The organism is Variovorax sp. LG9.2 (genome assembly GCF_035018885.1).
Lineage (GTDB): Bacteria > Pseudomonadota > Gammaproteobacteria > Burkholderiales > Burkholderiaceae_C > Variovorax.
On the sequence record NZ_JASJXB010000002.1, the window covers coordinates 174,064 to 198,654 of the forward strand.

Annotated in this window: 23 protein-coding genes and 1 tRNA gene; 13 read left to right on the forward strand and 11 right to left on the reverse strand. The window is 63.5% G+C overall.

All coding sequences use genetic code 11. The features are described 5' to 3' along the window. The first annotated feature begins 112 nt into the window (after window positions 1-112). Genes QN413_RS02920 through rng form a run of 8 tightly spaced genes read left to right on the forward strand, consistent with a single transcriptional unit; the run spans window position 113 to window position 7,095 of the window. Complete coding sequence (locus QN413_RS02920) at window positions 113-838, forward strand: YebC/PmpR family DNA-binding transcriptional regulator (protein ID WP_323495155.1); 726 nt, start codon at window positions 113-115, stop codon at window positions 836-838. Between the two features lie 25 nt (window positions 839-863). Next, window positions 864-2,198, forward strand: a complete 1,335-nt coding sequence (gene purD / locus QN413_RS02925; RefSeq protein WP_323495156.1) for a phosphoribosylamine--glycine ligase — start codon at window positions 864-866, stop codon at window positions 2,196-2,198. Continuing rightward, window positions 2,198-3,133 carry an oxygen-dependent coproporphyrinogen oxidase gene (gene hemF, locus QN413_RS02930; RefSeq protein ID WP_323495157.1) on the forward strand — a complete coding sequence of 312 codons (936 nt, stop codon included), beginning with the start codon at window positions 2,198-2,200 and terminating at the stop codon, window positions 3,131-3,133. Before purD ends, hemF begins: the two co-directional genes overlap by 1 nt. Continuing rightward, a complete protein-coding gene (nadD, locus tag QN413_RS02935) occupies window positions 3,124-3,771 on the forward strand; it encodes a nicotinate (nicotinamide) nucleotide adenylyltransferase (protein WP_323495158.1) in 648 nt (215 codons plus the stop codon). The genes hemF and nadD overlap by 10 nt, the downstream gene beginning before the upstream one ends. Further along, window positions 3,771-4,466, forward strand: coding sequence for a ribosome silencing factor (rsfS, locus tag QN413_RS02940; RefSeq protein ID WP_323495159.1), 696 nt, complete (start codon window positions 3,771-3,773; stop codon window positions 4,464-4,466). Before nadD ends, rsfS begins: the two co-directional genes overlap by 1 nt. After that, window positions 4,463-4,930 (forward strand): 23S rRNA (pseudouridine(1915)-N(3))-methyltransferase RlmH, encoded by a 468-nt coding sequence (rlmH, locus tag QN413_RS02945; RefSeq protein WP_187052133.1) that lies wholly within the window; start codon window positions 4,463-4,465, stop codon window positions 4,928-4,930. The genes rsfS and rlmH overlap by 4 nt, the downstream gene beginning before the upstream one ends. Before the next feature lie 30 nt (window positions 4,931-4,960). Next, window positions 4,961-5,560, forward strand: a complete 600-nt coding sequence (locus tag QN413_RS02950; protein ID WP_323495285.1) for a Maf family protein — start codon at window positions 4,961-4,963, stop codon at window positions 5,558-5,560. A gap of 8 nt (window positions 5,561-5,568) precedes the next feature. Then, window positions 5,569-7,095: a ribonuclease G gene (gene rng / locus QN413_RS02955; RefSeq protein ID WP_323495160.1), complete on the forward strand. Its 1,527-nt coding sequence runs from the start codon at window positions 5,569-5,571 to the stop codon at window positions 7,093-7,095. 107 nt (window positions 7,096-7,202) lie between these two features. Here the strand turns inward: rng and msbA are convergent, their stop codons facing one another. Beyond that, window positions 7,203-8,987 (reverse strand): lipid A export permease/ATP-binding protein MsbA, encoded by a 1,785-nt coding sequence (gene msbA / locus QN413_RS02960; RefSeq protein WP_323495161.1) that lies wholly within the window; start codon window positions 8,985-8,987, stop codon window positions 7,203-7,205. Between the two features lie 207 nt (window positions 8,988-9,194). On the opposite strand from msbA, the gene tolB reads away from it, so the two are divergent. From tolB to QN413_RS02985, 5 genes are all read left to right on the forward strand, one after another. After that, complete coding sequence (tolB, locus tag QN413_RS02965; protein WP_416352123.1) at window positions 9,195-10,514, forward strand: Tol-Pal system beta propeller repeat protein TolB; 1,320 nt, start codon at window positions 9,195-9,197, stop codon at window positions 10,512-10,514. 20 nt (window positions 10,515-10,534) lie between these two features. Continuing rightward, complete coding sequence (gene pal / locus QN413_RS02970) at window positions 10,535-11,047, forward strand: peptidoglycan-associated lipoprotein Pal (protein ID WP_323495163.1); 513 nt, start codon at window positions 10,535-10,537, stop codon at window positions 11,045-11,047. Between the two features lie 2 nt (window positions 11,048-11,049). Next, on the forward strand, window positions 11,050-11,808 hold the full coding sequence (ybgF, locus tag QN413_RS02975; protein WP_323495164.1) for a tol-pal system protein YbgF: 759 nt from the start codon (window positions 11,050-11,052) through the stop codon (window positions 11,806-11,808). A 25-nt stretch (window positions 11,809-11,833) separates the two neighbouring features. Beyond that, on the forward strand, window positions 11,834-12,697 hold the full coding sequence (locus tag QN413_RS02980; protein WP_416352127.1) for a ThiF family adenylyltransferase: 864 nt from the start codon (window positions 11,834-11,836) through the stop codon (window positions 12,695-12,697). A gap of 47 nt (window positions 12,698-12,744) precedes the next feature. Beyond that, window positions 12,745-12,820 (forward strand) — tRNA-Lys (locus QN413_RS02985). A 117-nt stretch (window positions 12,821-12,937) separates the two neighbouring features. Here the strand turns inward: QN413_RS02985 and QN413_RS02990 are convergent. From QN413_RS02990 to argA, 10 genes are all read right to left on the reverse strand, one after another. Beyond that, on the reverse strand, window positions 12,938-13,165 hold the full coding sequence (locus QN413_RS02990) for a hypothetical protein (RefSeq protein WP_323495165.1): 228 nt from the start codon (window positions 13,163-13,165) through the stop codon (window positions 12,938-12,940). A 268-nt stretch (window positions 13,166-13,433) separates the two neighbouring features. Further along, window positions 13,434-13,961: a hypothetical protein gene (locus QN413_RS02995; RefSeq protein WP_323495166.1), complete on the reverse strand. Its 528-nt coding sequence runs from the start codon at window positions 13,959-13,961 to the stop codon at window positions 13,434-13,436. A 37-nt stretch (window positions 13,962-13,998) separates the two neighbouring features. Further along, window positions 13,999-15,933, reverse strand: coding sequence for an ABC-F family ATP-binding cassette domain-containing protein (locus tag QN413_RS03000; protein ID WP_323495167.1), 1,935 nt, complete (start codon window positions 15,931-15,933; stop codon window positions 13,999-14,001). After that, window positions 15,930-17,753 carry a peptidase M14 gene (locus QN413_RS03005; protein WP_323495168.1) on the reverse strand — a complete coding sequence of 608 codons (1,824 nt, stop codon included), beginning with the start codon at window positions 17,751-17,753 and terminating at the stop codon, window positions 15,930-15,932. The genes QN413_RS03000 and QN413_RS03005 overlap by 4 nt, the downstream gene beginning before the upstream one ends. Before the next feature lie 63 nt (window positions 17,754-17,816). Next, on the reverse strand, window positions 17,817-18,710 hold the full coding sequence (gene prmB, locus QN413_RS03010; protein ID WP_323495169.1) for a 50S ribosomal protein L3 N(5)-glutamine methyltransferase: 894 nt from the start codon (window positions 18,708-18,710) through the stop codon (window positions 17,817-17,819). Beyond that, window positions 18,710-19,891 carry a succinyl-diaminopimelate desuccinylase gene (gene dapE, locus QN413_RS03015; protein ID WP_323495170.1) on the reverse strand — a complete coding sequence of 394 codons (1,182 nt, stop codon included), beginning with the start codon at window positions 19,889-19,891 and terminating at the stop codon, window positions 18,710-18,712. The genes prmB and dapE overlap by 1 nt, the downstream gene beginning before the upstream one ends. Before the next feature lie 24 nt (window positions 19,892-19,915). Then, window positions 19,916-21,064: a PilT/PilU family type 4a pilus ATPase gene (locus QN413_RS03020; RefSeq protein WP_187055060.1), complete on the reverse strand. Its 1,149-nt coding sequence runs from the start codon at window positions 21,062-21,064 to the stop codon at window positions 19,916-19,918. A gap of 51 nt (window positions 21,065-21,115) precedes the next feature. After that, window positions 21,116-21,940, reverse strand: coding sequence for a 2,3,4,5-tetrahydropyridine-2,6-dicarboxylate N-succinyltransferase (dapD, locus tag QN413_RS03025; RefSeq protein WP_187052121.1), 825 nt, complete (start codon window positions 21,938-21,940; stop codon window positions 21,116-21,118). 31 nt (window positions 21,941-21,971) lie between these two features. Beyond that, window positions 21,972-23,189: a succinyldiaminopimelate transaminase gene (dapC, locus tag QN413_RS03030; RefSeq protein ID WP_323495171.1), complete on the reverse strand. Its 1,218-nt coding sequence runs from the start codon at window positions 23,187-23,189 to the stop codon at window positions 21,972-21,974. A gap of 15 nt (window positions 23,190-23,204) precedes the next feature. Continuing rightward, window positions 23,205-24,551: an amino-acid N-acetyltransferase gene (argA, locus tag QN413_RS03035; protein ID WP_323495172.1), complete on the reverse strand. Its 1,347-nt coding sequence runs from the start codon at window positions 24,549-24,551 to the stop codon at window positions 23,205-23,207. Window positions 24,552-24,591 lie beyond the last annotated feature (40 nt).

The following is a 24,591-nucleotide window of genomic DNA, read 5'->3' on the forward strand; positions in this document are numbered from 1 at the left end:
CGTTTGAGCATTGGATTATCCAGAAAAGCACTGCCGGTCCCGCCGTGCGGCGCAGGCCGTTGCGTGCGACGGACAGTAAACTCGACGCCCACTAGACAGCGAGAGCGAAGCCATGGCCGGACACAGCAAATGGGCAAACATTCAGCACCGGAAGGGCCGGCAGGACGAGAAGCGCGGCAAGGCATGGACCCGCGTGATCCGCGAAATCATGGTCGCTGCGCGCCTCGGCGGCGGTGACTTGGGCACCAACCCGCGGCTGCGGCTGGCAGTTGAAAAGGCCAAAGCCGTCAACCTGCCGATCGACACGGTCAAACGCAACATCGACAAGGCCACCGGCAACCTCGAAGGCGTCAACTACGAAGAAATCCGTTACGAGGGCTATGGCATCGGCGGCGCGGCGATCATCGTCGACACCATGACCGACAACCGGGTGCGCACGGTGGCCGAAGTGCGGCACGCTTTCTCTAAATACGGCGGCAATATGGGCACCGAGAATTCGGTCTCCTTCCAGTTCAAGCATTGCGGCCAGTTCGTCTTTGCGCCCGGCACCGACGAAGACAAGGTGATGGAAGTCGCCCTGGAGGCCGGCGCCGAAGACGTGGTAACGGACGAAGACGGCGCCATCGAGGTGCTGTCGGCGGTCGGCGACTTTGAAGCGGTCAAGAACGCGCTCGACGCCGCCGGCCTCATGCCGGAAGTGGCCGAGGTCACGATGCGGGCCGAAAACACGGTCGATGTCACTGGCGACGACGCTGCAAAGATGCAGCGGCTGCTCGACATTCTTGAAGACCTGGACGACGTCCAGGAGGTCTATCACAACGCTGCACTGTCGGAATGAAAAATCCTCGAATGAAAGCTGGCGAATGAAGGTTCTGGTCATTGGCGGCGGTGGTCGCGAGCACGCGTTGGCCTGGCGCCTTGCACAGGCGACGCGTGTCAGCAAGATTTATGTGGCGCCGGGCAACGGCGGTACGGCGACCGATTCGCGATTTATCGGACTCGACATCACCGACCCGGTCGCGCTGCGCGAATGGGCGGCCAAGGAAAAGATCGCGCTGACCGTGGTCGGCCCTGAAGGTCCGCTCGCTGCCGGTGTGGTCGACGAATTTCGCGCACACGGCTTGCGCATCTTCGGTCCGACGAAAGCGGCCGCGCAGCTCGAGAGTTCCAAAGCCTTTTCGAAGGCCTTCATGAAGCGCCACAAGATTCCGACGGCGGAGTACGAGGCCTTCACCGACCCTGTCGCCGCGCATGCGTACATCGAAGCCAAGGGCGCACCGATCGTCGTCAAGGCCGACGGGCTGGCGGCAGGCAAGGGCGTCGTGGTTGCGATGACGGCGGCCGAGGCGCACGAGGCGATCGACTTTATGCTGGTCGACAACAAGTTCGGCGTCGCCCACAACGACATCGGCGGCGGCAAGGCGGTCCCGCGCGTCGTGATCGAAGAGTTTTTGCAGGGCGAGGAGGCAAGTTTCATCGTTATGTGCGACGGCAAGAACGTGCTGGCGCTCGCCACGAGCCAGGATCACAAGCGCCTGCTCGACGGCGATGAAGGCCCCAACACCGGGGGCATGGGTGCCTATTCGCCGGCCCCGATCGTCACCGCCGAAGTGCATGCGCGGGCTATGCGAGAGATCATCCTGCCGACCATCCGAGGCATGGAAAAAGACGGCATTCCATTCACCGGTTTCTTGTATGCGGGTCTGATGATCGACGGCACCGGTCACCCGAAAACACTGGAATTCAACTGCCGCATGGGCGACCCGGAAACGCAGCCGATCATGATGCGGCTCAAGTCGGATCTGTTCGAAGTGTTCTTGCACGCCACTGATGGGACGCTCGACCAAGTCGAACTGCAATGGGACCGGCGTGTCGCCTTGGGCGTCGTGATGGCGGCGCACGGTTATCCGCTCGATCCGCGAAAAGGCGACCGTATCGCCGGGGTGCCGGCGGAGACGGCCGATGCTGTCGTGTTCCATGCTGGTACCGCGCTCAAGGGCAAGGAATTGCAGACCAGTGGCGGCCGGGTGTTGTGCGTCACCGTGCTGGCGGACAGCGTCAAGCTGGCGCAGCAGCGCTCTTACGAAGTGGCTTCGCGCATTCAATTCGACGGGGCGCAATACCGGCGCGACATCGGGTATCGCGCCTTGCATGCGCACACGCAGGGGAATACGCAAGGCCGGGGGCAGGGCGGCTGATGGCGGTTGCGTCTGCAACGGCCACGACGACACCGGCAGAAGTCGCCGCCTACCTGCGCGGATTGCAGCAACGCATCGTCTCGTCGATCGAGGCGGCCGATGGCGGTGCGTGCACCAGCGATGCCTGGCAGAAAGCGCCAGAAGAATTGCTTCAAGGCAGCGGGCTCACCTGCATCCTCGAAGGCGGCGAACTGTTCGAACGCGCCGGCTGCGGCTTCTCTCAGGTTCGTGGCCCCAGGCTGCCGCCGTCGGCCACACAGCATCGGCCCGAACTATCGGGCGCGCCCTTCGAGGCGATGGGCGTGTCGCTGGTTTTTCATCCCCGCAATCCGTATGTGCCGACAGTGCACATGAACATCCGCATGCTGGCTGCGCTGCCCGAAGGTGGCGAGCCGGTCTGCTGGTTTGGCGGCGGCATGGACTTGACGCCGTACTACGGTTTTGTCGAGGACGCGGTGCACTTTCATGCGACTTGCCGCGATGCGCTAGCGCCCTTCGGCGACGACAAATATCAGCGCTTCAAGCAGTGGTGCGACGAGTACTTTTTCTTGAAGCACCGCAACGAGCAGCGCGGCATCGGCGGCATCTTTTTCGACGATTTCTCGGAGCTCGGTTTCGAACAGAGCTTCGCGATGTTGCGTTCCGTCGGCGATGCGTTCGTGCCTGCTTACATGCCGATCGTCGAGCGCCGCCGCGAAACACCGTATGGTGAGCGCGAGCGCGAATTCCAGTTGTACCGCCGCGGCCGGTACGTCGAGTTCAATCTTGTGTGGGATCGCGGAACGCACTTCGGTCTGCAGTCCGGCGGTCGCACCGAATCGATCTTGTTGTCGATGCCGCCGCTTGCGAGTTGGGCTTATCAGCGCATGCCTGACGTCGGTACGCCCGAGGCGAGTCTGTACAGCGACTTCATCGTGCGGCGCGAGTGGCTTTGAGCGCGGACGGCCACGGCAGTAGTCGGCCATCGACCCGCATCGGCGTGTTCGGCGGCGCGTTCGATCCGCCGCACAACGCACACGTCGCGCTTGCTGCGGCGGCACTGGCGCAGCTCGATTTGCAGGAGCTACGCATCTTTCCGACCGGACAGGCCTGGCACAAGGCGAGGGCGTTAACCAGTGCCGAAGACCGGCTCGCCATGACGCGTCTTGCGTTTCAGGACTTGCCCGGCGCAATCGTCGACACGCGCGAAGTGTTGCGGCCCGGCCCCACTTACACGCTCGATACGTTGCAAGAGCTGCACGACGAATTGCCCGACGTGCAATGGGTGCTGGTCATGGGCGAAGACCAGGCCCGCGCCTTGCCGACCTGGAACGGCTGGCAGGGTATACTCGAGCTTGCTATCGTTTCTGTAGCGCATCGAGCAATACAGACGGGCGATGCAGCCCGGTTCGATCCATCTGCCTTGCCCGGCCTACCGGCTGGCGCCCGGTTCGAGACACTCGAACTGCCGGCCATGGACATCAGCGCCACCGACATTCGCGAGCTCGCTGCCCGTGGCAGAGACCTTTCCGCACTGGTTCCGCCCGCCGTTGCACGCTATATTGATCAACATCTCCTCTACCGCCCTGCCTGATGACAACTGAAGCCGCCGCCAAGAAAGACACCCAGAAACTTCAACGAGCCATCATCGATGGGCTTGAAGACGTCAAGGCGCAGGACATTGCGGTATTCGACACTGAGCATCTTTCACCGCTTTTCGAGCGCGTGATCATCGCCTCGGGCACATCGAATCGACAGACCAAGGCGCTGGCTTCGAGCGTGCGCGATGCCGTGCGCGAAGCCGGCTTTGGCAAGCCGCGCATCGAAGGCGAAGAAAACGGCGAATGGATCATCGTGGACTGCGGCGCAGCGGTCGCGCACATCATGCAGCCGGCCATCCGCCAGTATTACCACCTCGAAGAGATCTGGGGCGACAAGCCGGTTCGTACCAAGCTCGGGTCGAGCAAGCCGGCGTCGCCGGCCAAGGTCGTCGAAGAGAAGAAGCCGGCCGCCAAGCAGCCGACGACGTTGCGCCGTTCCAGCGCTGCCAAGACCGCCATTCGCGCCGCTGAACTCGAGGCCAAAGCAGCCAAGGGCCCATCGCGCAGGGCGCCGGCCCGCAAGGCTTCTGCCAACACGCCTGTCAAAGTGTTTGGCAAGCCGGCCGCCAAGAAGGCCGCTGCCAAATCGGCGCCGAGGTCGGCCGCGAAGCCTGCAGCCCGACCTGCCTCCAAGACCGCCGCCGCGGTCAAGAAGCCCGCGCGCAAGGCTGCTCCGAAGAACGTATGAAGCTGCTGGTGGTCGCGGTCGGGCAACGCATGCCCGACTGGGCACAGACCGCCTGGGACGACTACGCCAAGCGCTTCCCGCCGGAGCTCAAGCTCGAATTGCGGGCCGTCAAGACAGAGCCACGCAGTTCGAAATCACTCGACACGATCTATGCCGCGGAGCGCGAACGCATCGAGGCAGCGATCGCCCGCGGCATGCACATCGTCGCGCTGGACGAACGTGGCACCTCGCTCACGACAAAGGCCCTGGCGGCGCGACTGCAGGCCTGGCAGGGCGAGGGCGACGACGTGGCACTGGTCATCGGCGGCCCCGACGGGCTCGACCCAGCCTTCAAGGCCGCTGCGCACGAGCGCATTCGTTTGTCCGATCTGACATTGCCTCATGCCATGGCGCGCGTGCTGCTGGTCGAACAGCTGTATCGCGCCTGGTCGGTCAACGCCGGCCATCCGTACCACCGCGAATAGCGCCTGGACCACTTGCTTTTGCCTGCGCCGATGCGCTTCATCTACCTTGCCTCGCAGAGTCCGCGCCGTGCCCAGTTGTTGGGACAACTCGGCGTGCGCCATGAGCTGCTGTTGGCCGATGACGACGAGGACGCCGAAGCGCTCGAGGCCGTCCATGGTGCCGAGAGTCCGGCTGTCTACGTACAGCGAGTGACGGGGCTCAAACTCGACGCCGCGGTCGAGCGCCGCAAGCGCCGTGGGCTGCCCGACGCGCCGGTGCTGTGTGCCGACACCACCGTGGCGCTCGGCCGCAGCATCTTCGGCAAGCCCGATGATGCTGCCGACGCGCGTCGCATGCTGAGTCTCCTGTCGGGTACGACGCATCGCGTGCTGACGGCCGTGGCCTTACATCACGGGCGCCGCCGCGATGCCGCGCTCAGCGTCTCGCGTGTGCGCTTCGCGACCCTGACTCGGCCGCAGATCGCACGCTACGTAGAGGGCGGCGAGCCGCTCGGCAAAGCCGGCGCCTACGCCGTGCAGGGTGCTGCGGCAGCCTTCGTCGAATACATCGGCGGGTCCTATTCGGGCATCATGGGTCTTCCGATGTTCGAGACCGCGCAGCTGCTGCGGCGCGCCGGTTTCAAGATCTAGAAGAACCCATGCAAGACATCCTGATCAACTGGTCCCCGCAAGAGACCCGCGTCGCGCTGGTGGAGCACGGCGCAGTGCAAGAGCTGCATGTCGAACGCACGCTGGAGCGCGGGTTGGTCGGCAACGTCTATCTCGGCAAAGTGTCTCGCGTGCTGCCCGGCATGCAGTCGGCTTTTATCGACATCGGTCTCGAGCGCACAGCGTTCCTTCACGTCGCCGACATCGTTTCTCCCTTCACGCCCGGCTCACGTGCCAGCACGCAGGTGCCCGAGCGCGACCATCGCGGCAACGGGCCGATCGTGCCGATCGAAAAGCAGGTGTTCGAAGGACAGTCGTTGCTGGTTCAGGTGATCAAGGACCCGATCGGCACCAAGGGCGCGCGCCTGTCGACTCAGATCAGCATCGCAGGGCGGCTGCTGGTGTTTTTGCCGCAAGACAACCATATCGGCGTGTCGCAGAAGATTCCGTCGGATCAGCGGGATGCCTTGCGCGCCCGCATGCAGGTGCTGATCGAGGCCGCAGCAGCAGCCGACAGCGGCGGTGTGGTGCCGGCCGCCACCGGTGGCTTCATCCTGCGTACCAACGGCGAAGACTCGTCCGACGCCGAACTCGCCGAAGACATCGCGTATCTGCGCAAGACTTGGTCGCGCATTCGCGAATCGTCTTCTCGCATGCCGGCGATGTCGTTGCTGCATCAGGACCTGAGCCTGCTGCAACGCGTGTTGCGCGACATGACCAGTGAAGACACGCAGACCATTCGCATCGATTCGCGGGAGCAGTTCGATGTGCTGCACAAGTTCGGTGCCGAGTTCATGCCACAGGCGGCCGGCAAGCTGCAGCACTACAAGGGCGAGCGTCCGATTTTCGACCTGTATGCGGTCGATGAAGAGATCGCCAAGGCGCTAGGTCGACGCGTCGAACTCAAGTCAGGTGGTTATCTGGTGGTCGATCAGACCGAGGCGTTGACCACGGTCGACGTCAACACCGGTGGTTTCGTCGGCGCGCGCAATTTCGACGATACGATCTTCAAGACCAACCTCGAAGCCGCGCAGGCCATCGCGCGACAACTCAGGCTGCGCAATCTGGGCGGCATCATCATCGTGGACTTCATCGACATGGTGCGCGACGACCATCGCGAGCAGGTGCTGGCGGAGTTCAGGAAGCAACTCGCCCGGGATCGCGTCAAGACGACAGCGGGCGGTTTCTCGCAGTTGGGTCTGGTCGAGATGACGCGCAAGCGCACCCGCGAATCGCTGGCCCACATGCTGTGCGAGCCTTGCGTGGCTTGCAAAGGTCAGGGCATCGTCAAGACGGCCCGCAGCGTGGCCTACGACGTCATGCGAGAGATCCTGCGTGAGGCGCGGCAGTTCACGCCGCGCGAGTTCCGGATCGTTTCATCGCCGCAGGTCATCGAGCTGTTTCTGGACGAAGAGAGCCAGCATCTCGCCGGCCTCAGCGACTTCATCGGAAAGCCGATTTCCCTGCAGGCCGAAGCTGCGATCGGCCAGGGACAGTACGACATCGTGTTGCTCTAGCTCGCCCCAGGTCGCTGCGCACTTCGTGTCGCGACTCCCACTCCCTGACCGGGGGCAACATCAGCGGCCCGACAAAGCCGGTTCCGCGATGTTTCTGGAATCGAGGGTCAGATCGTGGGTTCTTTTTCTGAAGGGGCTGTGCGAATGGCGTTGTTTTGCAGGCGGGCGTACAGGCCATCGAGCGCCATCAGTTGCGCGTGGCTGCCTTGCTCCGACACGCGGCCGCGCTCCATGACGACGATGCGATCGGCGTGCTGGATCGTGGAGAGGCGGTGCGCCACGATGAGCGTGGTGCGGCCTTGCATCAAGCGCTGAAGGGCGTCTTGCACCAGGCGCTCCGACTCGGTGTCGAGGGCCGAGGTGGCCTCGTCGAGAAGCAGAATCGGTGCATCTTTGTAGAGTGCGCGCGCAATGGCCAGTCGCTGGCGTTGACCGCCCGACAGTTGCGCCGCGTTGTGGCCGAGCACGGTATCGATGCCCTGGCTGAGGCTGTCGATGTGCGACTGCAGGTTCGCCGCGACGATGCAGCGCTGAACCTTGTCACGGTCGATGTCGCCGCCGAGCGCGACGTTCGCGGCCAGCGTGTCGTTCAGCATGACGACGTCCTGGCTCACCATCGCGAATTGCGCGCGCAGGCTCGACAGCTGCCATTCGCCGATGTCGTGGTCGTCCAGCAGCACCTTGCCCGCACTGGGCAGCACGAAGCGGGGCAACAAATTGACGAGCGTGGTCTTGCCCGACCCTGAGGGCCCGACAAAGGCCACGACCTCGCCTGGCTCGATCGTCAGGCTGAGCCGGTCGATGGCAGAGGCTTCGTCGTCGCCGCGGTAGCTCACTCGCACGTCTTTCAGCTCGATGCGGCCGCGCGCGCGATCGGCGGTGTAGCTGCCTTGCGTCTCCGAGGCGATGTCGTCGATCAGCGCCAGCCCGCGCTCCAGTGCGGCGAGGCCGCGCGTGATCGGGTTGGCCATGTCGGCAAGCCGGCGGATCGGCGCGATCAACATCAGCATGGCCGTGATGTAGGCGACGAAGCCGCCGACAGTCAAACCTTGCTCGCCGCTTTGCCACAGCGCGATCATCAGCACCACGGACAGCGCGACGGACGCGAGCAACTGGGTCAAAGGCGTCATCGCGGCCGATGCGATGGTGGACTTCACGGCAAGGCGGTTCAGCTTCTGGCTCAGGGCCTCGAAGCGCTGCGCCTGGCCGGCTTCCGCGCCGTGCAGACGCACCATGCGGTGGGCGAGCACGTTTTCTTCGACTACGTAGGCCAAGTCGTCTGTAGCTTGCTGACCAAGGCGCGTCAGGTGGTAGAGGCGCTTGGAAAACACCTTCATGATCCATGCGACGCCGGGCACCAGCACACCGACGATGAGCGTCAGTTTCCAGTTCAGATAGACAAGGTAAAAGAGCAGGGCGACCAGCGTGAAGCCGTCGCGCGACAGCCCCAGCAGCGCCTGCACCAGCAGCATGGCGCCAGTCTGCACCTCGTACACGACCGTGTTCGACAGTGCGCTGGCCGACTGTCGGGAGAACAATGCCAGCTCTGCCGCCAGCACCCGGTCGAACAGCACGCGGCGCAACCGCTGCATTCCCTCGTTGGCGATACGTGCCAGGGCGTACTGCGAGACGAACTGCGCCAGTCCGCGCACCGCAAACAGCGAAATGAGCACGACCGGAACGGTCCACAACGCGAGCTGCCCGCGCGAAAAACCGCGGTCCAGCAGCGGCTTCAAAAGCGCCGGCATCAACGGCTCGGTGAGTGCCGCGATCAAGGCGGCGACGACCCCGATGGTCCACCAGCGACGAGACTCTCCGAACCAGGTCATGAGCCGCGAAAGACGGCGCATCAAGGGGGCACGCACGGTGGCGTCCAAGGGGGCGGAAGACATGGCGGCGGATTCTACGGGCGTGAACTGTTGACTCTTTATGAGTTCCTCCATGGGTCCTCATTGACGTTACTCCCGTTGACGTTCACCCTTTTGCCAATGTCCACAAGGGGCGCTCACGTTTTGTGACGACCCCTTCGGAGCTATGTGTACCATTGAGCCTCGCTTCAGATCGGGGAAACTTTTGCCCCGGAAACTTCTCCGAACTGCATGAACAAGCCGTTGCCAGCTCTTATTTCGACTTCTTCTTCATCCTCGTTCACCGCACGTCGCACCTTGATTGCGGCTCTCGCTGCCTCTCCCGCGCTCTCCGCTCTTGCGCAGTTCCGGGTCGAAGTGTCGGGCGTCGGCCTGACGCAGCTGCCCATTGCGCTCGTCCCTTTCAAAGGACAAGACGCCTCCCCGCAAAAAATCTCCGCCATCGTTCAGGCGGATCTCGAGCGCAGCGGCCAGTTCCGCGGTGTCGATGCGTCGGGCCAGGCGCTCGACGAAACATCGCGGCCTGACCTTACTTTGTGGCGTCAACGTACGGCCGACTCGCTCGTGGCCGGTGGCGTGACCAAACTCGCCGATGGCCGCTACGACATCAAGTTCCGCCTTTGGGACGTGGTGCGGGGTGCGGACCTCGGTGGCCAGAGCTACACCGTGCCACAAGGCGACTTGCGCCTTGCATCGCACCGTATCGCCGACTATGTCTACGAAAAGCTGACCGGCGAAAAAGGCATCTTCTCGACGCGCATCGCCTACGTGACCAAGGGCGGCAGCCGCTACACCTTGTGGGTGGCAGATGCCGACGGCGAGAACGCCCAGGCAGCGCTCGCAAGCCCCGAGCCCATCATTTCGCCGTGTTGGTCGTCCAATGGACAACAGCTCGCCTACGTTTCGTTCGAGTCGCGCAAGCCGGTGGTCTACGTGCACAACGTGGCGAGCGGGCAGCGGCGGCTGCTGGCCAACTTCCGCGGCTCAAACAGCGCCCCGGCATGGGCGCCCGATGGCAATTCGCTGGCGGTGACGCTGAGCCGTGACGGCGGCTCGCAGCTCTACACAATTGCTGCGAGCGGTGGCGAGCCGCGCCGGCTGACGCAGAGCAACAGCATCGATACCGAGCCCGTGTATTCGGCCGACGGCAGTACCATTTACTTCGTCAGCGACCGTGGCGGCGCACCGCAGATCTACAAGATGGGTGCCAGCGGCGGAAGCCCGACACGGGTCACGTTCAGCGGCACCTACAACATTTCTCCGTCCATCAGCGCCGATGGCCGGTGGTTGGCCTACATCTCCAGGGTGGGTGGTGCGTTCAAACTCCACGTGATGGAGTTGTCGACCAGCACGGTGAACGCGATTACCGACACCGCAGCCGACGAGAGCCCGAGTTTTGCTCCCAACAGTAAGCTGATCGTCTATGCAACGCAGCTTCAGGGCCGCGAGGCGCTGATGACCACCACGCTGGATGGAAAAATTAAGGCACGCCTTGCGGGGCAAGCGGGCGACATCAGAGAACCGGACTGGGGTCCGTTTCAAAAGCAATGATTAACTTGAGGAGTTCGAAAATGTTGAAACGTACGATTTATTCGCTGGCCATCGTGGCTTTGATCGCAGGCTGCTCGTCTGGCACCAAGCTGAACGACGCACCCGTTGTCGACCGCACTGGTGGCGGCATGGGACAGGGCTCGGCGAGCGGCGTGGCACCTGTCACGATCGATCCGAACGCGCAGAACGCGCAAGGTCCGGTCGGAGTCGCACGGATCATCTATTTCGACTACGACAGCTACACGGTTAAGCCCGAGTACCAGGCGCTCATCGATGGTCACGCACGCTTCCTGAAAGCGAACGCACAGCGTCGCGTTTCCATTGAAGGCCACACAGACGAGCGCGGTGGTCGCGAGTACAACTTGGCGCTGGGTCAAAAGCGCTCAGAAGCCGTGCGTCGCTCGCTGGTGCTTCTGGGAGTGAATGATGCCCAAATCGAAGCGGTGAGCTTCGGCAAAGAAAAGCCGGCTGCAACTGGCACCGGCGAAGCGGTGTACGCGCAAAACCGCCGCGCTGAAATCTTCTACAAGTGATCATGCGCAGTGTTGTCATGCGGCACGCGCTCGCCGCTGCGGCGTTGGCATGCGCGTCGCTTGCATCGGTCGGCGCGCATGCTGCGCTGTTCGAGGATGACGAGGCGCGCCGCGCCATCTTGGACTTGCGGCAGCGCGTCGAAGCGATGCGCGAGGCCACCAACCAACGGCTCACTGACGAAAACGGTCAATTGCGGCGCAGTCTGCTCGATCTGCAGAGTCAGATCGAGGCCATGCGCGGCGACCTCGCTCGCATGACCGGCCAGAATGAACAGCTCACCCGCACCCTGTCCGACATGCAGCAAAAGCAGACGGACGTCGACGATCGTTTGAAGAAGAGTGAACCCTCGACCGTTGCAGTCGACGGACGCGAGTTCACCGCTGACCCTAAAGAAAAAGCGGAGTTCGACGCGGCACTCGGCGTCTTTCGCGGTGGTCAGTTCGCGCAGGCTCAAACGGCTTTCGCCGGCTTCGTGAAGGCCCATCCGCAAAGCGGCTACAACCCGTCGGCCTTGTTCTGGTTGGGCAATGCGCAATATGCGACGCGCAACTACAACGAAGCGATTGCCAATTTCCGGTCGATGCTGTCTCTGGCGCCCGATCATGCGAAGGCGCCGGAAGCCGTGCTGTCGATCGCCAATTGCCAGATCGAGCTCAAAGACACCCGCGCGGCTCGCCGCACGCTGGAAGACTTGACCAAAGCCTATCCGCAGTCCGAAGCCGCTCAGGCTGGACGCGAGCGCCTGGCGCGCTTGAAATAGGCGGGACTTGCCGTTGGGCGCTTCGATTCCACTCGACGTTGTAGTTCAGATCGTGCCCAAGGCCTTGGTTGAGGACAAGCCTGATCTGGTACGTCGATTCGGCGGGCTCGACCGACTTTATGGCGTCACTGGCGCCGCGCGAATTCGCAATGCGCATGTCGTCGTCACCGGCATCGGTGGCGTCGGTTCTTGGGCTGTCGAGGCGCTGGCGCGCAGCGGCGTCGGGCGGCTGACGCTCATCGATCTCGATCACATCTCCGAGTCGAACATCAATCGTCAGATTCATGCGCTGACCGGCACGCTGGGACAGGCCAAGGTCGAAGCGATGCGGGACCGCATTGCCAGCATCAATCCCGAATGCAAGGTGTACACGGTCGATGACTTCGTCGAGCCCGACAACTGGCTTGCTCTTTTCGATGCAGCACAGACGGCACAGGGACCGGTGACGGCACTGATCGATGCTTGCGATCAGGTCCGCGCCAAGGTGGCGATGGCGGCGTGGGCACGGCGTCATGACAGCAGAGACTTCAACGAGGCCGGCGCACGCTTCGTCACGGTCGGCGCTGCAGGCGGCAAGCGCATGGCGCACCGGGTCGACATCGAAGATTTGGCACTCGTCACGCACGACCCCTTGCTGGCCCAGTTGCGCCAGCGACTTCGCAAAGAGCATGGCGCGCCTCGCGAAGGTAAGAAGATGGGCGTGAACTGCGTGTTCAGCCGCGAGAGCGTGGCGCCGCCCGATGCCTCATGCGCGATAGACCAAGGTGCCGACAGCGACGGCACTCTCAACTGTCATGGATACGGTTCCGTCGTGACCGTCACTGCGACTTTCGGTCAATGCGCGGCTGGGTGGGTTCTCGACGAAATTGCCCGCGGCGGCAAGCTATAATCAAGGGCTTTGCTGGACCCCGCCGGCAAAACAGAAAAGCTCAGTCCGGGACGTTAGCTCAGTTGGTAGAGCAGCGGACTTTTAATCCGTTTGTCGTGGGTTCGACCCCCGCACGTCCCACCAATTTCCCCGTACAAGGGCGTCAAAGCCTGCTATTTAATCGATAGCAGGCTTTTTCTTTGGGTTCGAAGAGCACAAAGAAACTCCAACGAGTCCGTTTGCGCGCCTGATGGTCAAGGGTCAAGCAACCTGGTCGTCATCCTTCGAAGAATGCGTCGGAGAAGCAATGGCCGAAATGATGCCTATGGCACTGGCACGCAGCAACTCTGACTTGAGTGCCGCTTCGAGCACGCTGCGAGCCGTCTCTGGCTGTTCATGGTCGTATTCGTCGTCGAGCTCGCAGTGCAGGTAGTAGTCCACCCGCTCCATGAGACGCTCGACCGATGCTGCAAGGTCCGATTCATTCATTGGCTTTTCCCGTTCCTCCGATTGAGCTGCGCAGAAGGAACAATTTTGTCTCTGGTTACTTTTCTACTTATCGAGTTGACCAGTACCTGACTGACGCAAGTGAGTCTGTCGCGGATATACCGCATACACAAGGGTGTATTTCACACCAGTTCCCGTTGTCAGGCCCGCACGTTGGCGACCGCTACGCTTGCAGGATAAGCCACGCAAGGATTTGAGTACGAAAGTTCTGCAGGCGTACTCGCTTGCACGCGCATCCGCCCACGCGAGTTCAGTGCAGGTTGATCGTCGACCCAAGCGTGCCGCGAGACGACGGCGGCAACAGGTGCTGCACCGACAACGCTACCTTCACGCAATCCTTGATGTGCTGCTCGCCGAGCGCGCGCAAGGCTGCGTAGCCCAGCGCAGCCGACACGATCTGGCCGGCCAGCGGCACGTATTTGGTCGCCTGTTTGATCGTCAGCCGCATCCCGGCATGGCGCGCCAGCAAGAGCAGCAGATCGCGCGTGACGAGTCGTCCTATCAACAACGCGCCGACGGCGGCGGCCGCCTTTTGAATGCGCTCGCGCTTGTGCGGCGCCAGGTTTTCGATCTGCGTGACCGACAGGCCGAACTCTGCGCTGATCTGGGGCACCAGTCGTGACAGCAGCGCGGCGTCGGCGGCCCAATCGACGCCCGGCAGCGGCACGGCGCTCGCCGCTGCGGCGAGCAGCGCCTTGCGTGCCAGCAGGCGGCGGCTGCGCTGTACCGCCGCGATCAGGTCGGCGTTGCCTTTGGCGAGTTCGAGGGCGGAGGGCATGGATGCTGTTCCTTCGTCGTGACCGTCGTGATGCCGCTCAGGCCACCAGCCCCTCGAGTTGATCCGACAGCGACAGCCAACGCTCTTCGAGCTTGGTGATCTCTTCGTTCACCGCTTTCAGGCGCTTGCCGGCGTCCGCCATGTCCGCGGCTTTGCCTTGCTTCGCCATTTTTGCTTCGAGCGAAGTCTTCTCGGCGCCGGCTGTCGCCAGCTTCTCGTCGACTTGGGCCAGCTCCTTGCGGATCGGCTTGGTCTGGTCGACACGCGCCGGCGCTGCAACGATCGGCTTGACGGCAACCGCCGCTTCGCGCGTGGCGACCTTGGCTTCTTCGCGCTGCCGCTTGGCTTCTTCGAAGAGGTAACGCTGATAGTCGTCCAGGTCTCCGTCGAAGTCGGCAACGGCGCCACGGCCGACCAGCCAGAACTCGTCGCAGACCGAACGCAGCAGTGCGCGGTCGTGGCTCACCAGCATCAGCGTGCCTTCGAATTCGTTGAGGGCGACGGCCAATGCTTCGCGCGTGGCAAGGTCCAGGTGATTGGTAGGCTCATCGAGCAGCAGCAGGTTGGGGCGCTGCCACACCATCATCGCCAGCACCAGACGTGCTTTTTCGCCGCCGCTCATGGTGCCGACCGCCTGCTTGACCATGTCGCCGCTGAAGTTGAAGCTGCCCAAAAAGCTGCGCAGGTCTTGTTCGCCGGTGCGCTCCTTGACCGCGCTGCCGAGCTCGCGCGCCATGCGCATCATGTGTTCGAGCGGATTGTCTTGCGGGCGCAGCACATCGAGTTCTTGCTGCGCGAAGTAGCCGATGTTGAGGCCCTTTCCTTCGGTCACTTCGCCGGCCAGCGCGCCCATTTCGCGCGCGATGGTCTTGACCAGTGTCGACTTGCCCTGGCCGTTGGCGCCCAGGATGCCGATGCGCTGGCCAGCCTGCACCGAACGGCTCACATCCGTCAGGATGGTCTTGGGAACGTCGTCCACCACATAGCCGAAGCTCGCCTTGCTGATCGACAGCATCGGATTCGGGATGTTGCCCGGCTCCTTGAATTCGAACGTGAAGTCAGCTTCAGCCAGCAGTGGTGCGATCTTTTCCATCCGCTCCAGGGCTTTCACACGGCTTTGCGCCTGCTTGGCCTTGCTGGCTTTCGCCTTGAAGCGGTCGATGAACTTCTGCAAGTGCGCGATCTTGTCCTGCTGCTTGCCGAATGCCGTTTGCTGAAGTGCCATTTGCTCGGCGCGCAGCGTCTCGAAGGCGCTGTAGTTGCCGCCGTAACGTGTGAGCTGTGCGTTGGCGATGTGCAGCGTCACGTCGGTCACCGCATCGAGGAATTCGCGGTCGTGGCTGATGACGATCATCGTGCCCTGGTAGCGCTGCAGCCAGGCTTCGAGCCAGACCAAGGCGTCGAGGTCCAGGTGATTGGTCGGTTCGTCGAGCAGCAGCAAATCGCTCGGGCACATGAGGGCCCGCGCGAGTTGCAGGCGCATGCGCCAGCCGCCCGAAAAGCTGTTGACCGGCCCGTCGAGCTCATGGGTCTTGAAGCCCAGGCCCTGAATGAGCGCCTGCGCGCGCGGCACGGCGTCGTGCTCGCCCGCATCGGCCAGGTCGGTGTACGCGTGCGCCAGTTCCATGCCGATGTCGGCATCGTCCGGATTGGCTTCGTAGGCGGCCTCGATGGCGGCCAGGGTGTTGCGCACTTCGACCAGCCGCGTATCGCCGCCGACCACGAAATTGGTGGCGGACTCATCGGTCTCGGGCATGTCCTGCGCGACCTGCGCCATGCGCCATTGCTTGGGCACATAGAAGTCGCCGCCGTCTTCGTGCAGCGTGCCGTTGAAGAGCGCGAACAAGGTCGACTTGCCGGCGCCGTTGCGGCCGACCAGCCCGACTTTTTCGCCCGGGTTGAGGTTGACGGTGGCGCCGTCGAGCAGCTTCTTGGCGCTGCGACGTAAAACGACGTTTTTAAGAGTAATCATTGACTCGGCGAAATTAGGCCCAGGGCTTCGACCGCGGCCAGCACCGTGGCGGTCTGGGTGTCGTGGGCAAGAATGAAAGGATCGCCGTAGATCGTTTCGTCAGGAAACTCGGTGATCAACGTCAGGGCGGGGCCCGGACGGTTGACCTCGCTGATCGTGCAGGCCGTGCCATGGATGACTTCGAAAGGAAGATCGCCGGCGTGGGCATTGTAACTGGCGAGCTGTTTTTCGTTGAATGCGACCAACGCTGGCCGTGTAGCCAGTTGCTTGCAGACGTGCGTCGCCAGCTGCCGTGCGCGCTCGGCCCAGCCGGCGTGGTGGCGCACGATCAGGAAGAAGCCCTTTGGAATTGTCCACGCCCCGAAGCTGCGCGGGATGTAGCCGCTCAGGGGCCGAGTCCATTCGTGCGCCGGATAGCCGTGCAGGTTGATGTGCAGATCGGCACCCGACAGCGTGAGCGCCTGGTGCCTCGCCGCGCGCTCGTACCAGGGCGCCGCGTCGCGATATTCGAGGTCGTCGCCCAGCGCGGTATAGCGCGCGGCATGGTGCATGTGGCGCGGCGCGTGGGCGCACAGCTCGCGGTGGAGCGCGTAACCGTCGGGGTTTTCCAGCGGAATGAGCGCGAAGTGCGCATCGGGTTGCTGCGCGAGTACCTTGGCTGCGCGCAGTGCGCCGACCACACCTGAGGTCTCGTTGGCGTGCTGCGCGCCGCTGATGATGACCGCGGGCCCGGTGCCCGCGCGATAGACGCCAGCAACCGTGCGGCCTTGCCGCGTCGTGGCTTCGAAGCGTTGACCGGCGATGCGGCTCAGCTCTGCCGCGATGCGGGCGGGCGCCAGCGGCGCAACCGATTCAGCAAGCGGCACATCGCCACAGCCGGTTCTGGAGCCGATCGCCGAGGTGGCGACATCTGCGGCTGTCTCGGTAACCGCGGCGATTTTTGGATAGCTTTCGACCGCCACACGAAGTCGAATCGCGTCGCTGCTCGAACGCACGTCCGGCACGATCTGTCCGGGCTGCATGCGGCGGTCGCCCTCCGGCCGCCCGCTGCGATGCTGAAAGATTTCCATCAATGAAAAGTACAGGTCTTCGTGCAGCGCCTCTTGCGTGTCGAGGAAGCCAGTTTCCTGCGGCGGCGCGTAGTGGATGCCGCGCAGGTCGACGCGGACGTCGAGCCGTTCGAAGTACGGCTCGGTGCCGGGCCACGCGTGGCCCTGAACGCACTCGATGGCGCGCCGAAAAAGCGCTTCGTAGTCGGATTCGCGGCGGCCTTCTGTGATGCTGCCGTCGCGATGTTTCACGCTCAGCCACGCGGTCGGCGAGAGCAGCGTTTCGCCTAGCGCGTCGACATGCACCCGATTCGGCGCGAACACGGTGTCACTGCGGCGGACGCCGTTGTGCCAGCGCAGCTCGACCCGGTATTGCGGCGTGCCGGCGACAACCGCCTGCGGCTCCATGTGAAGTTGAGCGCCGGCAACCATGTCGACCAGTGGGTAAGCCTCCAGCGCGAAGCGGCGCGGCGGCGCGTTTGGATGCACCGGGTAGTGAACCACCACCTGCGCCAGGTCGTTGCAATCGACGTGTTCCAGAAAGTGATGGACCAGCGGCTTGTAGGCGCTCATAAAGCGTGCGCAGATGCCACCCGCCGCGAGCTGCTGCTCGGCCGCGCGCCGGGCGGCAGTGCCTTCAAAGAGCCAGCCCTCTACGGACTCTGCCGGCTCAACGGACGAGGCCGGCTTGGCGCCTTTCGTTCCGGCAAGCAACTCGCCCACCCACACGTCGAGTGTGCGAGGCAGTTCGATTTCCAGAAGTACGGTCATGTTCAGAGTCGCCTCGTTCGCAAATCCAAGCCGGCGCCGCAGAGCGGGGCGCCGGACAAAAGATCAGTGCAAGTCGCGGACCAGCGTCTCGCGCGTCAGCAGCAATACCTGGTCTTCACCGGCCGAGGTTTCCAGCCACACGGCCTGCAGCCTCGGAAACGCTGCTTCGAAATGCGTGCGCTCGTTGCCGATTTCAAGCACCAACACAGCGCTCTCGCTCATCTTTGCGGGCGCGGTCTCGAACAGCGTGCGAATGAAATCCATGCCGTCGGCGCCTCCGGCCAGTGCGAGTTCTGGCTCGGCACGGTATTCCGCCGGCAGCGCTTCCATGCTGGAGGTGTTGACGTAGGGCGGGTTGCAGAGGATCAGGTCGAACGGCCCGGTCACGCCGGTCAGTCCATCGGAGGCGACCAGCGTGATGCGTTCGTCCAGCGCGTGCCGCGTCACGTTGATGGCGGCGACTTCGAGCGCTTCGGTGGAAATGTCCGCGGCGGTAACGGAGACGTCCGGGTACGTCATTGCCGCCAACACGGCCAGGCTGCCGTTGCCGGTGCACAAGTCGAGCAACCGCTGCGTGTGCTCGCCGAGCCAGTAATCGATGCTGCCATCGACGATCAGCTCAGCGATGAAGCTGCGCGGCACGATGGCACGCTCGTCCACGTAGAACGGCACGCCTTGCAGCCACGCCTCCTTGGTGAGATAGGCCGCGGGCTGGCGCGTGTCGATGCGCCGCTGAAGCAGCGCCGCGACCTTGGCTTGATCGGCTGGCGACACAGCGCTATCGGCCACGGCGTCGAGGTCGTCGATCGGCAGCTGCAGCTGCCACAGCACCAGCCATGCCGCTTCGTCGAAAGCGTTGACGGTGCCATGTCCGAAGGCGACGCCGGCGTCGGCCAGCTGCGTTGCGCCGGCTTCCACCAGCTCGATCACGCTGCGTACGGACTGCATCGGCTGCATCAAGAGAGCGACTTTTCGAGCCGTTCGAGCGTGCGCCGGTAGATGTTCTTCAGCGTCTCGATCGATGCGACGTCGATGTGCTCGTCGATCTTGTGGATGCTGGCGTTGACCGGCCCCACCTCGATCACCTGCTTGCAGATCTTGGCAATGAAGCGTGCGTCACTGGTGCCGCCGCTGGTCGACAGCTCGGTGGCGATGCCTGTCTCGTCGGCGATGGCGGCGCGAACCGCTTCGACCAAATCACCCGGTTGCGTCAAGAAGGGCAGGCCACCGATCGTCCACGCCAGCGTGTAGTCGAGCGCATGTGAATCGAGCACCGCATGCACCCGCTGCTGCAGCGATTCGACTGTGGACTCGGTCGAAAAGCGGAGGTTGAAGTCGATGACGGCAGCGCCCGGAATCACGTTTCCGGCACCGGTGCCCGAGTGAAAGTTACTGACCTGCCAGCTCGTCGGCTGGAACGATGCGTTGCCGGCGTCCCAGCCACCTGCGGTGTTGATGGCGACCAGCTCGGCGAGCGCTGGCGCGAACGCATGCACCGGATTCTTTGCAAGATGCGGGTAGGCGATGTGGCCCTGCACGCCCTTGATCGTCAGCTTGCCGCTCATCGTGCCGCGACGGCCGTTCTTGATCATGTCGCCGCAGCGCTCGACAGCCGTCGGCTCGCCGACGATGCAGTAATCGATGACTTCACCGCGCGCCGCCAGCGCGTTGCACACCGCCACCGTGCCATCGACACCCGGACCTTCCTCGTCGCTGGTGATGAGCAACGCGAGCGACACTGCCGGGTCGGGCACTGCCTGCAGAAACTCTTCGATCGCCACCACGAAGGCGGCGATGGATGTCTTCATGTCGCAGGCACCGCGGCCGTACAGCTTGCCGTCGCGATGGGTTGGCGTGAAGGGGTGGCTGGTCCACTGGTCGATCGGGCCGGTCGGCACCACGTCGGTGTGGCCAGCGAAGACCAGCGTTTTGGCTTGCTCTCCCGAAGACTTTGTAGCGGCAATCCGCTTCGCCCACAGATTGGTGACTCGAAAATTCGTCGGCCCGCTTTCAATCGTTTCGAGCATGAAGCCGAGGGGCGCCAAACGCTCGCCGAGGATTTGCTGGCAACCGCCGTCTTCAGGCGTGACCGAGGGGCGTGAGATCAGGTGTTCGGCAAGCTGGAGGGTTCGGGACATCGAAATCGGAGTGGTGTTGAAAGCTTAGAAGCGGACGTCGAGCGTGATGTCGGTGAACGTCGGTTCATCGACCTGGTCGAGCAATGCGCGTTCGGCGGCAGGCGCCTTGGGCGCGTCGGCGTTTTGCAGACGCCACATCAGGTTGGTCGGCGAATCGGCTTGCGACAGGCCTTCTTCCCGCGACACGCGGCCTTCATTGATGAGGCGGGCGATGTCTTCTTCGAAGGTCTGCGAGCCCTCGGCCATCGACTGCTCCATCGCTTCCTTGACGGCCGAGAAGTCGCCTTTTTCGATCAGCTCGGCCACCAGCGCGGTGTTCAGCATGACTTCGAGTGCCGGCACGCGAGAACCGCTCGGCTGGCGCAACAGGCGTTGCGCCACGATGGCGCGCAGGGCACCGCCCAGGTCGCCCAGCAACGTGGCTCGCACTTCGACCGGGTAGAAACTCAGGATGCGATTCAGCGCGCGGTAGCTGTTGTTGGCATGCAGCGTGGCGACGCACAGATGGCCCGACTGCGCATAGGCGATGGCCGCGGTCATCGTCTCGCGGTCGCGGATCTCGCCGATCTGGATCACGTCCGGCGCCTGCCGCAACGCGTTCTTCAATGCGATGTTGAGCGACTGCGTGTCGCTACCGACGTCGCGCTGGTTCACCATCGACTTCTTGTTGGTGTAGGTGAACTCGATCGGCTCTTCGACCGTCAGGATATGGCCGGTGGCGTTCTCGTTGCGGTAGTCGAGCATCGACGCCAGCGTGGTCGTCTTGCCTGCGCCGGTCGCGCCGACCATCAGGATCAGCCCACGCTTTTCCATGATGAGCGTCTTCAGGATGTCCGGCAGATTGAGGTCGGCAAAGCTCGGAATCGTCGAGGCGATGTGCCGCACCACCACCGCATAGGTGCCGCGCTGACGCATGGCGCTGATGCGGTAGTTGCCGGCGCCTTCGAGCGCGATCGCCATGTTGAGCTCGCCCATGCGTTCGAGCTCGGCGATGCGGCTTTCGTGCACGACTTCGGCCAGCAGATTGAGAGGCGCATCGGCTGGCAAGATCTGCGCGTTGATCGGCAGGCAACTCCCGTTGATCCGGATGAGCGCCGGCGAGTGCGCCGAGAGGTAGATGTCCGAAGCCTTGCGCTCGGCCATCAGGCGAAGAATGCGCTCCATCGTTCCGATCATCGAAATCTCCTCCGGCAGTTGTCGTGGCGGTTGTCGTTGAAAAAAGGGCTAGTCGCGCAGCAGGTCGTTGAGGCTGGTGGTCGAGCGCGTCTTGGCGTCGACCTTCTTCATGATGATGGCCGCGTAAGTGCTGTACTTGCCGCCCGGCTTGGGCAGGTTGCCGGCCACGACGACCGAGCCTGCGGGAACGCGGCCATAGCTGACGGTGTCGGTCGCGCGGTCATAAATCGGCGTGCTCTGGCCGATGAAGACGCCCATCGACAGCACCGAGTTTTCTTCGACGATCACGCCTTCGACCACTTCGGAGCGGGCGCCGATGAAGCAGTTGTCTTCGATGATGGTCGGACCGGCCTGCAAGGGTTCCAACACGCCGCCGATGCCGACGCCGCCCGACAAATGACAGTTGGCGCCGATCTGCGCGCAGGAGCCGACGGTGGCCCAGGTGTCGACCATGGTGCCTTCACCCACATAGGCGCCGATGTTCACGTAGCTCGGCATCAGGATCGCGCCCTTGGCGATGAAGCTGCCGCGACGGGCCACGGCCGGCGGCACGATGCGCACGCCCGCTTCTTTCAGTTCAGCGGCCGACAGGTGCGAGAACTTGGTCTGCACCTTGTCGTAGAAGCCGAGCGAGCCCGCCTGAATCTGCTCGTTGTCCTTGAGCCGAAACGACAGCAGCACCGCCTTTTTGATCCATTGGTGCACCGTCCACTGGCCGACACTCTCGCGCGTGGCAACGCGCAGCGTGCCGTTGTTGAGTTCGCTTATGACGTGCTCGACGGCGTCGCGCACTTCGGCGGGCGCGTCGGAAGGGGACAGGTTGGCGCGGTTGTCCCACGCGGCGTCGATGGTCTGCTGGAGTTGTTGGGTCATTGAAAGGAGCCTCGAAAGAAAAACGGTGGCCTCAGCGGCCTTTTTGAACGAACTGAACGATGCGGCCGGCGGCTTCGACGCACTCGGCGGTGTCTGCGACCAGCGCCATGCGGATGCGACCCCGGCCCGGGTTGCTGCCCTGCGAATCGCGTGCCAGGTAGCTCCCTGGCAAAACCGTCACATTGTATTGAGCGTACAGCGCCCGCGCGAAGCCTTCATCGTCGCCGGTCTGGTCGCCGTTCCAGGCGTCGGGCAGGCCGGCCCACAGGTAAAAGGCCGCGTCGGGCAAGCGCACGTCGAGCACGGCTTCGAGCAGCGGCGTCACCGTGGCGAACTTGCTGCGGTACAGAGCGCGGTTGTCGATCACATGCGTCTCGTCGCCCCAGGCCGCGATGCTGGCCGCGCCCACGGCACCGCTCATGGCGCTGCCGTGGTACGTCCGGTACAGGAGAAAGCTCTTGATGACGTCGACATCGCCGGCAACAAAACCACTGCGCATGCCCGGTACATTGCTGCGCTTTGACAAAGATGTCATGGCGATCAAATTCTTGAAGTCGGCACGACCCAACTTGGCAGCCGCCTCGAGTCCGCCGAGCGGCGGCTCGTCCCGGAAATAGATCTCGCTGTAGCACTCGTCTGACGCGATCACGAAGCCGTAGCGATCAGACAAGGCGAAGAGTTTCTTCCATTCGTCGAGCGGCATGACGGCACCAGTCGGGTTGCCAGGCGAACACGCGAAAACGAGTTGCGTGCGCGCCCAGATGTCGGCCGGAACGCTGTCCCAGTCGACCGCGAAGTTGCGTGTCGGATCGCTCGGCGCGTACCAGGTTTCGGCGCCCGCCAGCAAGGCCGAGCCTTCGTAGATTTGATAGAACGGATTGGGCGAAATGACGATGGGCGCGGGGGAGCGTGTGCCGTCGACCACTGTTTGCGTGAGCGAGAACAGCGCCTCGCGCGTGCCATTGACGGGCAGAGCCTGCGTCGCCGGATCGAGCGTCACGCCGTAACGGCGCTGCAGCCAGTCGGTGAAGGCGGTCCGCAGCTTCAGGTCGCCCGCAGTCGCTGGGTAGGCAGACAGTGCGCCGAGACCCTGAGTCAGCGCGTCCTTGATGAACTGCGGCGTGCGATGTTTCGGCTCGCCGATGCCGAGGCTGATGGGCTTGAATGCCGGATTGGGAGTGACGCCTTCGAACAGCTTTCGCAGGCGCTCGAACGGGTAGGGCTGCAGTTTGGCGAGCAGGGGATTCATGGGTCGATCCTTACATCACAGCTTCTTTACCAACACAAGGCTCTTGCGATCCCAGTTGTACTTGCGCTTGCGCGCATCAGGCAGCCACTCCGGATTGACCTGCTCGAAGCCGCGCTTGATGAACCAGTGCATGGTGCGCGTCGTCAGCACGAAGATGCTTTCGAGCCCCATCGCCTTGGCGCGTTGTTCGACACGCTTCAGGATGCGCTCGCCGTCGCCTTGCGATTGAACGCTGGGTGACACCGTCAGCGCAGCCATCTCGGCAGTGCGTGCCTCCGGGTACGGATACAGCGCCGCGCAGCCGAAGATCACGCCGTCGTGCTCGATGACGGTGTACTGGCCGACGTCGCGCTCGATCTCCGTGCGGTCGCGCTTGACCAGCGTGCCGTCGCGCTCGAAGGGCTCGATCAGTTGCAGGATGCCGCCGATGTCGTCTGCTGTGGCTTCGCGCAGCGACTCCAGCTTTTCGTCGATCACCATCGTGCCGACGCCGTCGTGCACATACACCTCGAGCAGTAGCGCGCCGTCGAGCGCGAAGGGCAGGATGTGGTTTCGCTCGACGCCTGCCTTGCATGCCTTCACGCAATGCTGAAGATAGAAGGCCGTGTCGGTTGGCCGCTGTGCTGGCGGCAGCGAGGCCAGCAGCTTTTCAGCGGCGGCGAGCGGCAGTTCGGTGTCGATCGGGTTGTCTTCGCTCTCCGGCAGTTCGCTGTCCATGCGAATGCCCGGAACCTCGGTCAAGAAGATGAGCTTGTCGGCCTGGATCGAGATCGCCACGCTGGTCGCGACCTCTTCCATCGTCAGGTTGAAAGCTTCACCTGTCGGCGAAAAACCGAAGGGCGACATCAGCACCATCGCGCCGAAATCCAGCGTGCGGCGGATACCGACCGCATCGACCTTGCGCACCAGCCCCGAATGCTTGAAGTCAACGCCGTCGACCACGCCCACGGGGCGGGCCGTGATGAAGTTGCCGGAGATCACACGCACCGTGGACCCGGCCATCGGCGTGTTGGGCAGGCCCTGGCTGAAGGCGGCTTCGATCTCGTAGCGCAGCTGGCCGGCAGCCTCCTGCGCCGAATCGAGCGCAACCTCATCGGTGATGCGCATGCCGTGCGAATACCTGGCTTCGTGCCCCTTGGCGCGGAGCTGCTCGTTGACCTGCGGCCGAAAGCCGTGCACTAGCACGACCTTGACGCCCATCGACTGGATCAGCGCCAAGTCCTGCGCGATGTTCTGCAGCTTGCCCGCAGCGATCGCCTCGCCTGCCAGCGCCACCACGAAGGTCTTGCCCCGATGCGTATGGATGTAGGGCGCCACCGAACGGAACCAGGGCACGAAGGTGAAATTGAAGACAGTGGACATTGAAGGGTAGGCGGTGCGAAGCAGAAGCCGATTTGGCCGG

What these genes read in the sequence shown, in the direction of transcription:
- QN413_RS02920 (WP_323495155.1), top strand. Translation starts at nt 113, where the DNA reads ATGGCCGGACACAGCAAATGGGCAAACATTCAGCACCGGAAGGGCCGG.
- purD (WP_323495156.1), top strand. Translation starts at nt 864, where the DNA reads ATGAAGGTTCTGGTCATTGGCGGCGGTGGTCGCGAGCACGCGTTGGCC.
- hemF (WP_323495157.1), top strand. Translation starts at nt 2,198, where the DNA reads ATGGCGGTTGCGTCTGCAACGGCCACGACGACACCGGCAGAAGTCGCC.
- rsfS (WP_323495159.1), top strand. Translation starts at nt 3,771, where the DNA reads ATGACAACTGAAGCCGCCGCCAAGAAAGACACCCAGAAACTTCAACGA.
- rlmH (WP_187052133.1), top strand. Translation starts at nt 4,463, where the DNA reads ATGAAGCTGCTGGTGGTCGCGGTCGGGCAACGCATGCCCGACTGGGCA.
- QN413_RS02950 (WP_323495285.1), top strand. Translation starts at nt 4,961, where the DNA reads ATGCGCTTCATCTACCTTGCCTCGCAGAGTCCGCGCCGTGCCCAGTTG.
- rng (WP_323495160.1), top strand. Translation starts at nt 5,569, where the DNA reads ATGCAAGACATCCTGATCAACTGGTCCCCGCAAGAGACCCGCGTCGCG.
- msbA (WP_323495161.1), bottom strand. Translation starts at nt 8,987, where the DNA reads ATGTCTTCCGCCCCCTTGGACGCCACCGTGCGTGCCCCCTTGATGCGC.
- tolB (WP_416352123.1), top strand. Translation starts at nt 9,195, where the DNA reads ATGAACAAGCCGTTGCCAGCTCTTATTTCGACTTCTTCTTCATCCTCG.
- pal (WP_323495163.1), top strand. Translation starts at nt 10,535, where the DNA reads ATGTTGAAACGTACGATTTATTCGCTGGCCATCGTGGCTTTGATCGCA.
- ybgF (WP_323495164.1), top strand. Translation starts at nt 11,050, where the DNA reads ATGCGCAGTGTTGTCATGCGGCACGCGCTCGCCGCTGCGGCGTTGGCA.
- QN413_RS02990 (WP_323495165.1), bottom strand. Translation starts at nt 13,165, where the DNA reads ATGAATGAATCGGACCTTGCAGCATCGGTCGAGCGTCTCATGGAGCGG.
- QN413_RS02995 (WP_323495166.1), bottom strand. Translation starts at nt 13,961, where the DNA reads ATGCCCTCCGCCCTCGAACTCGCCAAAGGCAACGCCGACCTGATCGCG.
- QN413_RS03000 (WP_323495167.1), bottom strand. Translation starts at nt 15,933, where the DNA reads ATGATTACTCTTAAAAACGTCGTTTTACGTCGCAGCGCCAAGAAGCTG.
- QN413_RS03005 (WP_323495168.1), bottom strand. Translation starts at nt 17,753, where the DNA reads ATGACCGTACTTCTGGAAATCGAACTGCCTCGCACACTCGACGTGTGG.
- prmB (WP_323495169.1), bottom strand. Translation starts at nt 18,710, where the DNA reads ATGCAGCCGATGCAGTCCGTACGCAGCGTGATCGAGCTGGTGGAAGCC.
- dapE (WP_323495170.1), bottom strand. Translation starts at nt 19,891, where the DNA reads ATGTCCCGAACCCTCCAGCTTGCCGAACACCTGATCTCACGCCCCTCG.
- dapD (WP_187052121.1), bottom strand. Translation starts at nt 21,940, where the DNA reads ATGACCCAACAACTCCAGCAGACCATCGACGCCGCGTGGGACAACCGC.
- dapC (WP_323495171.1), bottom strand. Translation starts at nt 23,189, where the DNA reads ATGAATCCCCTGCTCGCCAAACTGCAGCCCTACCCGTTCGAGCGCCTG.
- argA (WP_323495172.1), bottom strand. Translation starts at nt 24,551, where the DNA reads ATGTCCACTGTCTTCAATTTCACCTTCGTGCCCTGGTTCCGTTCGGTG.